Raw genomic sequence first — 15,093 nt, 5'->3', positions numbered from 1 at the left:
GACTTCTAACTAACTTTTGACCCCTTATTTATGGGGATAAAACAGACTTACTAGGTAAATAACCAATAAAAAACCCCCTAGGTTAAATTAGGGGGTTTTACTTTATGTCGATTTACGCGATCGCGATGTCGGACAGCGCCGGGGCTAGACTTCCACCAACTCTACTGACTCATCAACGCCTAGATAGTGCCTCAGAATGACATCTACACTGTTACCGCAACTGGTAGCTATATGCAACAGGGCGTTGTTGTTATGGCTATTAGCCTGTGCCGTGAGCGTGATGTAAGTGTGTCTTGTGTGATAAGGAGCAAGATAGCCACTAATCAAGCCATCACTGACTAGCCGTGAGACTATACCAGGATAGAAATATGTTGTTTTTTCGCCTGATTTGAGGCTGGTAGTGCCACCGTAACCTAACCAATTAATGCCGGGCTTTTGCGCGCTCAAGGCTTTACCTTTATTGTCAGCAAAAATTAAACCATCCGTTTTGACGCCTTTAATCTCTAAAAGTAGCGCCTTTAAGCGCCCGCCCTCGGAGAAGTAAAACAGTCTTGTCTCGCCTGTTTTGGTCTTTTTGACATTCCTTGTGCTAGCGCCCAGTGATTTAGTGATCCGAATTAGATTTCGCTCAAAATCGATATCTTTCCAAGTAAGTGCCTTAGCCTCACTTGGTCGGCATCCTGTTAGGAATTGAAATTCGATAAAGGGCGCTAGCAGCCTCTCGGGTTGACATTCGGATTCATAAAAAGCTTTGATAATGATGTCGCGTTCATCTTTAGTGAAAGCGCGCCTGTCATCTTCTAAAGCTTTCTCATCTACCGCATCATGCCATTTTACAGTCTCACCATTTACCACCTTGTCAGCATATTTTTGCTGAGTAGTAATAGCAGGTGTAGCAAATTTGTCAGCAATAAAAGGATTTTCAGTGGTTGAATGAACTATCAATCCTTTCGACTTAACGAAGTTAAAAGCTTCTGATAAAGCAACTAAGAATTGATTTTTTTGACTAATTGTTATCGCCATTAGTCCTTTGTCAATCCCGTCTTTACCGTCAAGTTTTAATAATGCCAACGGCGTAGCCGAAACCGCAAAGCTTCTGGACTTGCTGCACCAAAGTCTACCATTAACAGCGTTGCTGAAAAATGTTTGATACCTTGTGCGGAAGGTTGTCTCTTCAACTACAGTTTTTTTCCACTCTAGGTAAGCTTCCCACATCTCACCTACAGTTATCTCAGGTAAATCTGGCACTGTACCAGGTAGTTGAATAATTTCAGCTAACTTAGCGTACTTTCCACCGCCTAAGCCGTATTTAGCTAGGGTGCGATCGAACAGTTTATCCCATTCTGTGTGGTCTAAGTCAGATTCAATCTGGCTAGCAATACTAGCTGCACGTTTCCAGTCATCAGGTTCATCGGCTGAGAAGCCGTATTTACCTATCCCTAGGCACTTGGGCTTTCCCCTGAGGGATTTACCATCCAGTGCCTCCCAGAGGGCGTTATGCCTCAAGGGGAACCGTAGTGCAAGGCTACCCTTGTCTGAGTAAACTTTTACATCACAAGCAGACTGTACCTTATTTGATTGAGATTTCATGGTGGTAGGTTCCGTAACTATTGATTTGTCAAGGTTCTGAGCTTTCTAGATAGTTTCTAGACTTGGGACTAGAAGTATCTTCTATTTTATCCCCATAAATAAGGGGATAAAACATAAAATCAGTATATCACGGTTTTTATCCGCACATGACAGTGTACGACAATATGGCATCGAGCCTCAAACTTCGCAAAATATCCAACAACGAAATCAACCGCTTAGTGACAGAAGTTGCAGCATCCCTCGGATTGACTGAATTAGTCGATCGCAAACCCGGCAAACTATCAGGCGGACAGCGGCAGCGAGTAGCCCTCGGACGCGCCTTAGTGCGCCAACCGGCAGTATTTTTGCTCGACGAACCCTTGAGCAATCTAGACGCCTTATTGCGCGAAAAAGTAAGGGCAGAACTCAAACAATTATTTTCATCCCAAAAAGCCCCTGTAGTATACGTTACCCACGACCAAACCGAAGCAATGACGCTTTCTACAAAAGTCGCAGTTCTCAACGGCGGCATTGTCCAGCAATTAGACCCGCCACACTTAATTTATAACCGCCCAGCCAATCAGTTTGTCGCGGGTTTTGTCGGTAGTCCACAAATGAATTTGCTAGTGCTTAAATGCCAGGGAAATTTTGCAATGTTGGGTGATTCTGGAGTTCCGCTACCAAATCTGCCGACTGTTCCCCGAGAGATTGTCTTGGGAATTCGACCCGAACACCTCAGCTTTGCCAATGTAGAAGCCAGGAAGAAGCCCGATCCAGAGGCAATTAAAGGTGAGGTTTATTTAGTAGAAAACTTGGGAATGCAAAATTTAGTTAGCATCCGAGTTAACGGTTTGGAGCCAGAAACGGTGCGCGCATTGCTCCCAAATGACCGTCAGTGGAGTTCAGAAATTGTCGAATTGGTTTTTCCGCCTCAGTTGCTGCACTGGTTTGATGTCAAAACTGGCGATCGATTACAATAGACTTGCATTGCATTCCTTCGCTCTCAAAACTTGCAAAGCATCTGCGTTAATCTGCGTTAATCTGCCTTTAATCTGCGGTCGATCAATCAAATATTTATGCAATAATGATTGTTTCTACAACAAAAGGCAAAGCTTATGAATAAACATCTCAACAGTCTTGTCCTAGCTGGGCTGCTGTTAGTCTTTCCTGTTTGTCCCGCGTCAATTGTTTTGGCCCGACAGACTGAAATTTCCGACACTAACGTCAGCCCAAAAACCTTCCTCAAAGATGAACTGTATTTTGGTTTAACTAAACCGGGCGGCGAGACAATTTCAGAATCAGAATGGCAGGAGTTTGTCAAGACATTTATTACCCCTCGCTTTCGAGAAGGGCTAACGGTATTAGATGGCTCCGGGCAGTTTCTTAACAGTGCGGGGATTCTGATTCGAGAAAACTCGAAAATAGTTATTTTGATTTATGAAAATAACCCGGAAAAAAATCGAGCTATTAAGGAAATTATCGAAACTTACAAGCGAACTTTCCACCAGGAGTCAGTATTGCGGACAACCAGTGAAGTTAAAGTTTCTTTCTGATGCGGTCGTAGAATCAGCGTATCTATGATATTATTCATGGTAATCAAGGTCATACCCTCAAAAATAATTAGGGTGCGGTAAGAGTAAAAATTAGAATTTGTGGGTATCGATCGCACACCGCAAAAATTCTCTATAAAAACCAGCCCGGGAGAAAACAAAAAGATGATGAACGACGGCAACCAAAAAGCCCAAGTGCCCGAAAGCGAGGATTCACAAAATTTGTCCGGCATTGCAAAAGCTTTTATTGTGAACGTGGCTTGGTCTTATGCCGAGGCATTGGAGCAAATGCAACGGCAAAAAGAACAGGAAACCGCGCCGGAATCTCCACCAGAATCTCAAGCAGAATCTCAAGCAGAACCTCAACCAGAATAGTCGATCGCACTTTTGAAAGCAATTGATATGCGCGGGTATTGTGCGTAGATTCTGCTCGACGCACAATAGCCTCTGCGATTGCTGCGGTTCCGAAAGCCATTCGTAGCGCTCCCTTGCCAACAATCACACAAAAGCGAGCTAGAAGATTTTGGGCGCTTTACGCTGGCGATAGTTACGCTTCACGAGTTTTTCGGAATCTTCCCCAAATCGCAGCGGTTTATACGGGATTTTAGCGAAATGTATTTCCGTTCCGAAAAAAGATTTAAACTAAACAATTTACGCTTTTACCGCTACAGTGTACAAAAGAAACAACCAATTTTGATATCGGTCTCATGAATTCAAAAATGATTGGCAAAGCGATCGCAGGTGGCATTTGCTTCGGCATCCTCGCCAGCTTCAACGCCTCACAGGGTCGGGCATCCGCAGCACCAGCACCAACAATTCCCGAAGCAGCTACAGCCCCGGCCCCTAGCAACATCGACAAGCAACTTCTAGGTCAATGGCAAGGCACAGTTCCCTCCGGTCAGTCTTTTACGTTCGTCTTTGCCCCAGAAGGCAAATTGTTCCTCATGGCTAAAGGCCCCGACGGAGCCGCCCGCGCCAAAGAAATGAGGTACAAAGTGAATCTCGGCCAAAAACCGATGCACCTCGATGTCGGCCTCAGCAGCACAGAAACCGTTCAGACTGTTTTTGAGCTGACTCCCGAAGGCCAGATGCGCCTTCAGTTGCAAGGCACTAATCCCGGACAGCCGAGACCTGATTCCTTAAACGAGCAGGCAACCGTGTTTAAAAAGGTCTCAGATACCACTGCATTGCCTGCTGAGACTCAAGTCATCGGTTATTGAGCAAAATTCCTCCAAGGCAGAAGGCAGTTAATTAGTTCAGAGTTTTCAGTTTTGAGTTTCATAGCAGTTTTCAATTCTCTGAAATATAGTAGGGACACGGCACTGCCTTTCCAAAAGTGTCAACTTAAGCCCCAGCGAATGGAATTCGCGGAGTTTACGGGGACAGAAACAAAGCCCACCTCCGTGGGCTAACAAAAAATCAAGGTTTTTTAACCCACGGAGGTGGGTTTTGCCTGTGTAGATGCGGTTTCTAACCGCCCTTTTACCTTTCCCTTAGCCTTCAGCCTTCAGCAAGCCCTGCTAAAATCCACTTAATCTCTCTTTAACTTTTGCCGTAGACCTCCATGAGTGAAACCGTCCTAGAAGTTCGCAACCTGCGGGTTGAATTTCAATCTGCGGACGCAGGCGATGCGTCCGCAACAGTCAAAGCTGTTGACGGCATTTCCTTTGAGGTGAAGCGAGGGCGAACTCTGGGAATTGTGGGAGAGTCAGGTTCGGGAAAATCGGTCACATCGCTGGCTGTTATGGGTTTGCTGTCGAGTTCGGAGACGAAAATCGAGGGCGAAATTTGGTTTTCTCCGACAGCAGACGGCGCTAGCAAGCAGCGTGTGAATCTGCTCTCAATGCCGGACAAGGAAAAACAAACCTACCGGGGCAGCCAGATTGCGACGATTTTTCAAGAGCCGATGAGCTCGCTAAATCCAGTTTTTACGATCGGCTTTCAACTCACTGAAGCCATTTGTCTGCATCAAAAAATATCCCAGACAGCAGCGCGGCGCAAAGCTGCTTCGCTGCTGCAAGAGGTGAAGCTGCTACCTGCGGACGAGGAACTCCGGCTGCGGTGTTTGGCTTTGCGGCAAGAAGCCGGCGGGCAGGACGATCGCGATTTGATGCAGCTCATCAACGGCCAAAAACAAGCTATGCTCGATCGCTATCCCCACGAACTCTCCGGCGGTCAAATCCAGCGCGTGATGATTGCCATGGCCATTTCTTGCAATCCCACCTTATTAATTGCTGACGAACCGACAACCGCCTTAGACGTAACCGTGCAAGCAACAATCTTAGCTTTGCTGCGCGAGTTGCGGGACTCTAGAGGCATGGCAATGATTTTTATTACCCACGATTTGGGCGTCATTGCTGAAATTGCCGATACTGTGGCGGTGATGTATCGAGGCAAGATTGTTGAGTGCGGCGCGATCGAACAAATTTTCAGCAATCCCCAACATCCTTACACAAAAGGTCTGTTAGCTTGCCGCCCAACTCTCGATCGGCAAATGCGGCGTTTGCCAACAGTTGCCGATTTTATGGAAGTCAGCACAAATGCTAGCGGCGAATTGGTAATAGTCGAGAAACCTGTCGATTTAGACGGCGACAATAGCGGCGGACTTTCCGCTTTTGCCACCGGGAAACCGCCTCGGCTGCCGAATATTTCCGAACCTTTGTTAGCTGTGAATAACTTGCGAGTCGGTTTTCCGGTGCAGGGAATGTTTGGTGAAACCAAACGCTTGTTTATGGCAGTCAACGATATTTCTTTTGAGGTTTACCCGGGCGAAACTTTGGGTTTGGTAGGCGAATCCGGCTGCGGAAAATCAACTTTAGCAAGAGCTTTGCTGCAATTAATTCCGATCGCCAGCGGTCAAGTATTTTTTGAAGGTCAAGAAATTACGCCTCCTGCGAAAAGCAGTTCTGCGTCGCAGTGGATGGCTAATTATCGCCAGCAAAAAGAGTACGATCGCAAATTGCGCTGGCTGCGGCGCGACTTACAAATTATCTTTCAAGACCCTTTTAGTTCTCTCGATCCGCGCCTGAGTGTTGGGGACGCGGTGATGGAACCGATGGTGATTCACAGCTTTGGCAAAAACCAGAAAGAACAGCGCGATCGCGCGGCTTATTTGTTGGATAGAGTGGGTTTAAATCCCGATTTCATGCGGCGCTACCCCCACGAGTTTTCCGGCGGACAGCGGCAGCGCATTTGTATTGCTAGAGCTTTGGCCTTGAATCCTAAGTTTATTATTTGCGATGAGTCGGTGTCTGCATTGGATGTATCGGTGCAGGCGCAGGTTTTAAATTTGCTGAAGGAATTGCAAACAGAGTTTGGGCTGACTTATATTTTTATTTCTCACGATTTAAGCGTGGTCAAATTTATGAGCGATCGCGCGATCGTCATGAACAAAGGTAAAATCGAAGAAATGGGGACAGCCGAGCGCATTTATCGCCAACCGCAGCAAGCTTACACGCGGCAACTTATTGCCTCTATTCCTGCGGGTAATTTGGAGCGAATTCGGCAACAGCAATCAGGCAGAGAATCTGCTTTGTCTGCTGTGCCTTTGCCGACTTCGCCTGCGGATGAATCCCAACACGTTTGATACGATCTCTTCCTAAAAATTCAGCCCGAACCGTTCGATTGTTCGGACTCCTGTACTCTAATTTTCATGAGGACAGGAGTCCGAACGCTCGAACCAATTTGATGGTCAGGATTTGGTAAAAACTCTTCTCCCATATAGAACCCATTTGAGATATATTCTGCGTAAATCTCAGAAACTGGGTTTCTAGGAGTATTTCTCGTCATCCAACCCAAAAACTCGTAGAAACCCGGTTTCTTGCCCCCGGCGTAAATCTCAGAAACCGGGTTAATCTCGGTATTTCTCGTCACCCAACCCAAAAACTCAAAGATGTCAAATGGGTTCTATACAGCAGGACTATAATGCAGTGTCTGTCATTGCGATCGGGCCAAAGCAATCGCCAAGACTATGATGCAATACGCGATTGTTAAGACAAACCAGGAGATAAAAAGCTCTGAAAAATATATACGGAGATTGCTTTCTCTCCGATCGCAATGATAAAAAGCGTTATATAGCGTTTCTCAGAAAGATGAGGTATGCTAAATTATGCTACAACCCTTACAGCAGCAAGCTTTTCAGGTCAAGATTCATCCGCGAATTAATGTGAGAAAGGCTATAGCAGTGGACAGTTGACCGCTTGACAGAAGAGCGCGAAAAGCGACTTGCCCGCCCGCGAAGTCGAGGGGATTCGAAGAGTGGACAGAAGAGCGCGCTCGCGAAGTCGAAGAGTTGCAGAGTAAGGAAATGAAATAGAACAAATTATCACTGATTTTCCCAGTCCTTAGCCGGACACGGCAATGCGGTTTCCATACTGACAATCCCTGCAATATCAAAGATTTACCAATGGTTTTTATAAGCTATATTAATATCAAATTGATGATTGTAGCAAACAAGAAATTTTTGAATTTATCTTAAATATTTAAAATTTTCAACCTCAAAATTAAACACTCTATACATCACTCGTAAGGTATGTGAGGTACACAGAAGAGGTAGGGACACGGCAATCTCCTGTCCCGCAAGGACTCTGGAATGTACCCAATAAATCTGCAATCTGCTTTATACAGCATTCTCCCTTGATGCTTATGCCTTCGCTACGGGGAATTTCAGGTGACAATACTTTTCAACGCTCCCGAAGTATACCCGATCGATTACCAATTGCCAATTAGCCATGAATAGACGACTTTTAGTAAAAAATAATACTACTATTCTCGATATATCTTCACAAATCAGCAGTTGTTCTTCATTTTAAATTCATAATTTATGGGTAATATTAAACGTGGTTGAACTTGAGTAATATTCCGGGTTTTCAACCACCTGTCAGGGATTGCACCACTATTTTGATCCATCAAACCCGGTTAGAACTTGCGCCAAAAGTGCTTTGACACGCTACTTTCACGCGGTAATGTCCTTCTGAGCCACTCTAGATTATTAAATTTTGCCTCCGGGGTTAGCTAAATTAGGCAAAATGTCCAATGACTAGCAGCCATATCTAGTCCAGTATTAAAGATAAACTCCCGTTTTCAATGGGAAAAAATTCTCCACAGGCATTTTGGGTAACAAAAATTACTTTAATTATTAGTAAATATACTGAGATTTATGCTAGGTTGCGTAGAGTTAGGTAAGGCTGGTAATGCTAGAATTCAGAAAGTGGTTTTTTTACAATATTTATAGCAACCGCCACGTCGGTGAGGACATAAATAACTTCATGAATAGAGCTGATACCCGTCAGTCATCAATGGGTTGATTCGGGTTATGCAACTGTCAACTGTCCACTGTCAACTGTCAACTGCTATAAATATTATAGAAATTTTGAAACAGAGAAAAGTCCTAGTAATTTGAGAGTAAAACAATGAGAAATTCAGTAGAAATTACAAAAATAAATAATAAAATATTTAATTTTCTGGTAATGTTATTGAGAGAGATCACCGCAGCAGAAGTCACCAGCAGACAGAAGGCAGAAGGCAGAATGCAGCATGAAGACAAAATTAGTAGAGCGGGGACGATCGCCCCGAGCAGCGTATTCTCAGTTTGGATAATTGCACTGCTGGTATTAAACGGCTTGCTGGTGGCTGGCCGCGGCGATCGCTCCTACGACGGCCAAATCGCCCTGGGATTTTTGGCGATCGCCAATATTGTCATGTTGGCAGTGTCGGTGCGATCGCGCACCTCTGCTATCCCAGCCTACAACAATCGCCAATCGGGCAAAGCGTCTGAGTGCGATCGCATCTTTAGTCTGTCCCTAGATATGCTGTGCGTCGTTGGTTTTGACGGTTATATTAAACGCATTAACCCAGCAGCCGAAACCATCCTCGGCTATTCCCCAGCCGAAATGGTTGGCAAACTCTTCATTGAATTCGTGCATCCAGACGATCGCGAAACTACTCTCAAACAAGCTGAAAGCATTGCTGCGGGCAATAATACGGTGGGATTTGAAAATCGCTGGCGGTGTCAAAACGGCTCTTACAAGTGGATAGCCTGGACTGTTAGCCCTTTCTGCGAAGAAGAATTGATCTATGCTGTCGGTCGCGATGTTACCGATCACAAAATCGCCCAAGAGTCACTCCAGCACAGCAATTCTATCTTGCGCTCCGTGATAGAAAGCACGCCGGATGTCATTTTTGTCAAGGATATTCAAGGCCGCTACGCGATCGGAAATTCTGCCCTAGCTCAATTTTTGGAAAAACCGATCGAGGCAATTATAGGCAAAGACGATGCAGCATTATTTCCCGCTGAAATAGCCCAGGAAATTATCGAGACAGACCGCAAAATAATCGCAGCGGGAGAACAATTAAACTATGAAGAAGTTGTCCCACGAAATGGAGAAATGCGAACGTTTATGACAGCAAAATGCCCTTGGCGCGACTCGGAAGGAAATGCGATCGGCATAATTGCCATAACTCGCGATATCAGCGATCGCAAAGCAATAGAAGCAGCGCTACTAGAGAGCAACATTCTCTTTGAAAGCGTCATCGAAAGTACAAGCGACAGCATTTTCGTCAAAGATACTCAGGGCAGTTACCTATTGGTCAATTCTACGACGGCGGGCATTATTGGTTTGCCCAAATCAGAAATTATTGGCAAAAATGATGCACAATTATTGCCTGCGGAGATTGCAGATATGCTTGTAGAAAATGACCGCCGGATCTGGCAATCTGGGATTGAGGAAACGATCGAGGAAGTAGTAAAAGATAGTGAGGGCAACATCCTGACATTTCTTTGTACGAAAAGTCCTTTGCGCGATCGAGCCGGAAACATCACGGGTATAGTGGGAGTTACTCGCGATATTAGCGATCGCAAGCGGGCAGAAGCAGCCGCGATCCAAAGCCAAGAACGGTTGCAGCTAGCTCTTTGGGGCTCCGACAGCGGAATGTGGGATTGGAATAGAGTTACTGATGAAATGTATTTCAGCCACGAGTACAGTGCCTTGTTGGGCTACGAAGCTGGAGAACTGCAAACCACTGCGAGCGCTTTGTCACAGCTAGTTCATCCCGAGGATTTATGGGTATTGAACCAGAAATTAAATGCCTATTTGGCAAATCCTGAAAATGGCTATGTTGTTGAGCATAGAATGTTAGCTAAATCCGGCGAATATCAATGGATTTTGGCGCGCGGGAAAGTCGTAGAAAGAGATGAAAATAATGCTCCGGTGAGGATGATCGGCACTATTTCTGATATTGGCGATCGCAAGCGCACAGAAAAAGCCTTGCAAGAAAGCGAGGAACGCTACCGCTGCTTAATTGAAGCCACATCCCAAATTGTTTGGGATACTACAGCCACAGGCGAAGTTATCACCGAACAAACAGGATGGAGTGCATTTACGGGAGCGACTTACGACGAAATGAAAGGATGGGGGTGGATCAATAACATCCATCCAGACGACAGAGAATACACTGCCAGGATGTGGTCTGATGCACTTACCAACGGCACCTTATTCGCAATAGAACACCGCTTGCTGCGGCACGACGGCGAGTATAGGTACATGAGCGTGCGCGCTGTGCCCCTATTGAACGCAGATGGCAGCGTTCGCCAGTGGGTGGGAATACACTCGGATATTACAGAAAGCAAAATCACAGAACAAGAAATACAGCAGCAAAAAGAATTTTTGGGCAGCATTTACGACGGCGTAGACTACAGTATTTTCGTACTAGATGTCGGCGCAGACGGAGAGCTTCGCTATAGTGGCTGGAATCGAGCATCAGAGTTGTTCAGTGGCCTCAGCAGCGAGTTGGGGTGTGGCAAAACTCCAGAAGAGATTTTGTCAGAGTCTACGGCAGCATTTTTCCGGCCTAAATTAAGAGAATGTCTGCTAAAAAATACCTCGATTTCCTACGAACAAGCTGTTGATTTTGGCAATACAAAATTTTGGTGTATCACAACTTTGAACCCGCTGCGAGACGAATCTGGAAAAATTTGTCGTATTGTTGGTAATGCTGTCGATATTACAGACCGCAAAAAAGCCGAAGCACAATTGCGCGAACAAGAAGAATTTTTAAACAGCATCTATAACGGCTCCAATCAAGTTATTTTCGTAGTAGATGTCACCAGCGAAGGAGAGTTTCGCTACGCGGGCTGGAATGCAGCTACAGAAGCATCTACAGGTATTTTGAGCAATGATGTCAAAGGCAAAACTCCCGAAGAAGTTTTTCCAGGGCCAGAAGCAGCAAATTTTCGGCAAAGATACGTCGATTGTTTGGCAGTCGGCAGTTCGATTTCCTACGAAAACAGCGCCGAGTTGGCAGGTGTAGAATATTGGTTTATCGTAACTCTGACACCGCTGCGCGATGCCTGTGGCAACATCTACCGCCTGATTGGTAATTCCACCGACATTACCGATCGCAAAATAGCAGAAGCAGCGCTACAAGAGAGCCAGCATTTTGTCGAGCGCATCGCCGATACCAGTCCAAATATCCTCTACGTTTACGATGAAATAGAGCAGCGAAATGTCTACACCAACCGCGAAATCACTGACACCCTCGGCTATACGCTCGCAGAAATTCAACAAATGGGTAGCAGTCTGTTACCAACCATTATCCACCCTGAGGATTTGGCTAAAATTCCCGGATATTTACAAGAATTAGAAAATGCTCCCGACGGTGAGGTAGTTGAGTACGAATACCGGGTGCGCGACAAACAAAATTGTTGGCACTGGTTAGTCAGCCGCGAAATTGTATTTAGCAGAACCGAGTCGGGAAAAATCCGGCAGCGTCTCGGTGCTGCTACAGACGTTACAGAGCGCAAATTCGCTGAACAAGTTTTAGCAGAACAATTGAAAATTTCTTCATTCACAGCAGATGTGGGAATGGCTCTAACTCAAAACCGCACTTTACCTGCAACTTTGCAATGTTGCACCGATGCAGTTGTGCGCCATTTGGATGCTGCCTTTGCTCGGATTTGGACGCTGCACGAAGAGGGAAATTTCTTGGATCTGCAAGCAAGCGCGGGGATGTACACTCACATTGACGGCGCTCACAGCCGCATTGCTGTCGGTGAGTTCAAAATTGGTTTAATCGCCCAAGAGCGAAAACCTCACCTGACTAATTTTGTGCTAGAAGATTCCCGAGTCAGCGATAAAGAATGGGCGAAACGAGAAGGAATGGTGGCTTTTGCGGGATATCCGCTAATTGTTGACAATCAGTTGGTGGGAGTAATCGCCATGTTTGCTCGCCACGAGTTGCAAGAATCAACGCTAATTGCTTTGGCATCAATTGCCGATTCCATCGCCCTGGGAATCAAGCGCAAACAAACAGAAGTTGCTCTCGCAGCCCAAAAGCAAACTTTGCGGGGAATCATTGACAACGCTCCGATCTGGGTGTGGATGGCAAATGCTAGCGGGCGGATGTTATTAGTCAACAAAACTTTCTGCCAAGATGTAGCAATTCCTGAAGAAAATTTTTTAGCAGCCTCTCACTATTCCGAAGTTTTGGGATTAGAAGTATCTGCTAACTGCATGGCATCTGACGCGCAAGCGTGGAGCCAAGATACTCCCTGTTATGCTGAAGAATTGCTCCAGTTAGTTGACGGTGAATACCACCAGTTGGAGGTAATCAAAACTCAGGTCAAAGATGATTCCGGCAGGGCGATCGGCTTAATCGGTTTGGGTTTGGACGTTACAAAACAAAAAGAATCTCAAAGACAGTTGCAAGAGTCGGAAGCCAGATTCCGCAAATTAGCGGAGCAGGAAGCGCTGCTCAACCAGCTAGCTAACAACATCCGCCAATCTCTGGATTTAGATACTATTTTGGCCACAACTGTGCAGCAGATTCGTGAGTTGTTACAACTCGACCGCTGCGTGTTTATTTGGTATATGCCTAACGAAAAGCCAGCAGTTTGGAATGTGGAATATGAATCAAAAAATGCTGATTTACATTCTTTACTGGGTGTATTTAATGCTGATGGAACTGGCACTCAATCCGAGCGAATTGACAATTTTGAAATAATCCGTATCAATGATTTTAGAACTGTTGCCGATCCTGTAGAGCGGGATTTTTTCCTAGGTATAGGATTCCAGTCTATGCTGGAAATTCCTATTTTAATATCTGGTGGTAAAACAGGAATACTTTGCTGTAGTTCTTGTAGTGCCTTGCGCTGTTGGAGCGATGAGGAAGTAGAATTGTTAGTAGCAGTGGGCAATCAATTGGCGATCGCCATTAATCAAGCCGAACTTTACGAAATATCTCGCCTCGTCGCCGCCGAAGCTTCATCGGCCGCCATGAAGCAAAAATTGCTTAACCAGCTAGGCAGTCAAATCCGCGCTTCTCTGGATTTAGATACTATCTTAGCCACAACTGTGCACCAAATTCGCGACTTGCTGCAACTCGATCGCTGCTTGTTTATTTGGTATGTTTCCGAGGCCGAGATACCCGCTTGGGATGTCGTCCACGAAGCTAAAAATGATGACTTGTTCTCGCTTGTGGGCTATTACCCTGCTGAGGTAACGGGGACGCTGGCGCAAAAAATAGCTAATTTGGAAATCTATCAAGTAGATGATGTTGCAAGTTTGAGCGATCCTATAGAAAGAGAATTCTTTTTGCAGGTGGGTTACAAGTCTGTCTTGGATTTGCCTGTCAAGAGTGCAGGCGGTTTAGTTGGACTTGTGGGCTGCATGGCTTGCGCCGAGGTGCGTAGGTGGACACAAGACGAGGTGGATTTGCTATCGGCAATTTGCGATCAATTGTCGATCGCCATCAGCCAATCAGAACTCTACACCCAAAGCGTCGATTCAGCGCGGATAGCGCGAGAACAAACCGCCCAACTAGAAGCAACTCTCTGCGAACTCCAACAAGCTCAAACCCAGCTCGTCCAAGCAGAAAAAATGTCTAGTCTCGGTCAGATGGTAGCAGGAATTGCCCACGAAATCAATAACCCCGTCAGCTTTATTTTCGGCAATCTTACCTACACAGAAGAATACACCACAAGCCTGATGACACTGCTGCAAATGTATCGAGAAGAATACCCAGAACCTCCTCAAGCCATAAAGCAGGAAATAGACGGCTTAGAATTAGATTTCTTGCTAGACGACTTGCCAAAAATGCTATCTTCCATGCAGGTAGGAGCAACTCGCATCCGGGATATCGTGCGGAGTTTGCGAAATTTCTCCCGTCTTGATGAATCTGACATGAAAAATGTTAACATTCACGAAGGCATCGACAGCACGTTAATGATTTTAGAACACCGTCTGAAAGCTCAGCCCGTTAGCGTAGCGGGTACGGAGTACCATCGCCCAGCAATTCAAGTCCTCAAAGAATACGGAGAATTGCCACTGGTGGAGTGCTACGCCGGACAGTTGAATCAGGTATTTATGAATATTATCGCTAATGCGATCGACGCTTTACAAGAACCGCTGCAAAATCAGGGAATTATCCGCATTCGTACAGAGGTAGAAGGTACTTTTGCCGTGATTAGAATTGCTGATAACGGTGCCGGTATCGCCGATAAAGTCAAGCAGCGGATATTCGATCCGTTCTATACTACAAAACCGATCGGTTCGGGGACGGGGATGGGCTTGGCGATTTCCCATTCAATTATTGTCGAAAAACATAAAGGTAAAATCAACTGTTCATCGGCGGTGGGGAAAGGCACTGAATTTGCGATCGAAATTCCGATTAAAAAAAGAGAAAATTTAATAGGTTCGATCGTTCGGACTTAAGTCCTTCTTGGATGCGGACTAAAGTCCTCACTACAAACCTATCATGGTTTTTTACCAAACTTGTCTCAATCCGATTCAAAAAACAGAATGTTCAATAGGTTCGATCGTTCGGACTTCAGTCCTTCTTGGATGCGGACTAAAGTCCTCACTACAAACCTATCATGGTTTTTTACCAAACTTGTCTCAATCCGATTCAAAAAACAGAATATTCAATAGGTTCGATCGTTCGGACTTCAGTCCTTCTTGGATGCGGACTGAAGTCCTCA

7 protein-coding genes and 1 pseudogene are annotated in these 15,093 nt (G+C 45.6%); 6 read left to right on the top strand and 2 right to left on the bottom strand.

Going from position 1 to position 15,093, the window contains the following annotated elements:
• Positions 1-144: 144 nt before the first annotated feature.
• Entirely contained in the window at positions 145-1,590 is a 1,446-nt protein-coding gene (locus QZW47_RS23530; RefSeq protein ID WP_293132343.1) for a tyrosine-type recombinase/integrase, read from the bottom strand.
• Positions 1,591-1,727: 137 nt separating this feature from the next.
• On the opposite strand from QZW47_RS23530, the pseudogene QZW47_RS23525 reads away from it, so the two are divergent.
• The 5 genes and pseudogenes from QZW47_RS23525 to QZW47_RS23505 form a co-directional block, all read left to right on the top strand.
• Positions 1,728-2,549 (top strand): annotated as a pseudogene (locus tag QZW47_RS23525) (ABC transporter ATP-binding protein); the annotation flags it as partial.
• Between the two features lie 135 nt (positions 2,550-2,684).
• Positions 2,685-3,122, top strand: coding sequence for a DUF3574 domain-containing protein (locus QZW47_RS23520; protein ID WP_293132340.1), 438 nt, complete (start codon positions 2,685-2,687; stop codon positions 3,120-3,122).
• Between the two features lie 99 nt (positions 3,123-3,221).
• Complete coding sequence (locus tag QZW47_RS23515; RefSeq protein WP_293132337.1) at positions 3,222-3,494, top strand: hypothetical protein; 273 nt, start codon at positions 3,222-3,224, stop codon at positions 3,492-3,494.
• Positions 3,495-3,826: 332 nt separating this feature from the next.
• Entirely contained in the window at positions 3,827-4,339 is a 513-nt protein-coding gene (locus QZW47_RS23510) for a hypothetical protein (RefSeq protein ID WP_293132334.1), read from the top strand.
• A gap of 344 nt (positions 4,340-4,683) precedes the next feature.
• On the top strand, positions 4,684-6,705 hold the full coding sequence (locus tag QZW47_RS23505; protein ID WP_293132331.1) for an ABC transporter ATP-binding protein: 2,022 nt from the start codon (positions 4,684-4,686) through the stop codon (positions 6,703-6,705).
• Positions 6,706-6,725: 20 nt separating this feature from the next.
• Here the strand turns inward: QZW47_RS23505 and QZW47_RS23500 are convergent, their stop codons facing one another.
• Positions 6,726-6,992: a hypothetical protein gene (locus QZW47_RS23500; protein WP_293132328.1), complete on the bottom strand. Its 267-nt coding sequence runs from the start codon at positions 6,990-6,992 to the stop codon at positions 6,726-6,728.
• A 1,538-nt stretch (positions 6,993-8,530) separates the two neighbouring features.
• Here QZW47_RS23500 and QZW47_RS23495 point away from each other — a divergent pair.
• Positions 8,531-14,827 carry a PAS domain S-box protein gene (locus QZW47_RS23495; RefSeq protein WP_293132325.1) on the top strand — a complete coding sequence of 2,099 codons (6,297 nt, stop codon included), beginning with the start codon at positions 8,531-8,533 and terminating at the stop codon, positions 14,825-14,827.
• Positions 14,828-15,093: the final 266 nt, after the last annotated feature.

This window comes from Microcoleus sp. bin38.metabat.b11b12b14.051 (assembly GCF_013299165.1).
Taxonomy (GTDB): Bacteria; Cyanobacteriota; Cyanobacteriia; order Cyanobacteriales; family Microcoleaceae; genus Microcoleus.
Note: the sequence above shows the minus strand (reverse complement) of the source record. Positions and strands in the feature narration are given on the sequence as shown.

Bases quoted from the DNA above. Each gene is read 5' to 3' on its own strand.
- QZW47_RS23530 (WP_293132343.1), bottom strand. From the start codon at position 1,590: ATGAAATCTCAATCAAATAAGGTACAGTCTGCTTGTGATGTAAAAGTT.
- QZW47_RS23520 (WP_293132340.1), top strand. From the start codon at position 2,685: ATGAATAAACATCTCAACAGTCTTGTCCTAGCTGGGCTGCTGTTAGTC.
- QZW47_RS23510 (WP_293132334.1), top strand. From the start codon at position 3,827: ATGAATTCAAAAATGATTGGCAAAGCGATCGCAGGTGGCATTTGCTTC.
- QZW47_RS23505 (WP_293132331.1), top strand. From the start codon at position 4,684: ATGAGTGAAACCGTCCTAGAAGTTCGCAACCTGCGGGTTGAATTTCAA.
- QZW47_RS23495 (WP_293132325.1), top strand. From the start codon at position 8,531: ATGAGAAATTCAGTAGAAATTACAAAAATAAATAATAAAATATTTAAT.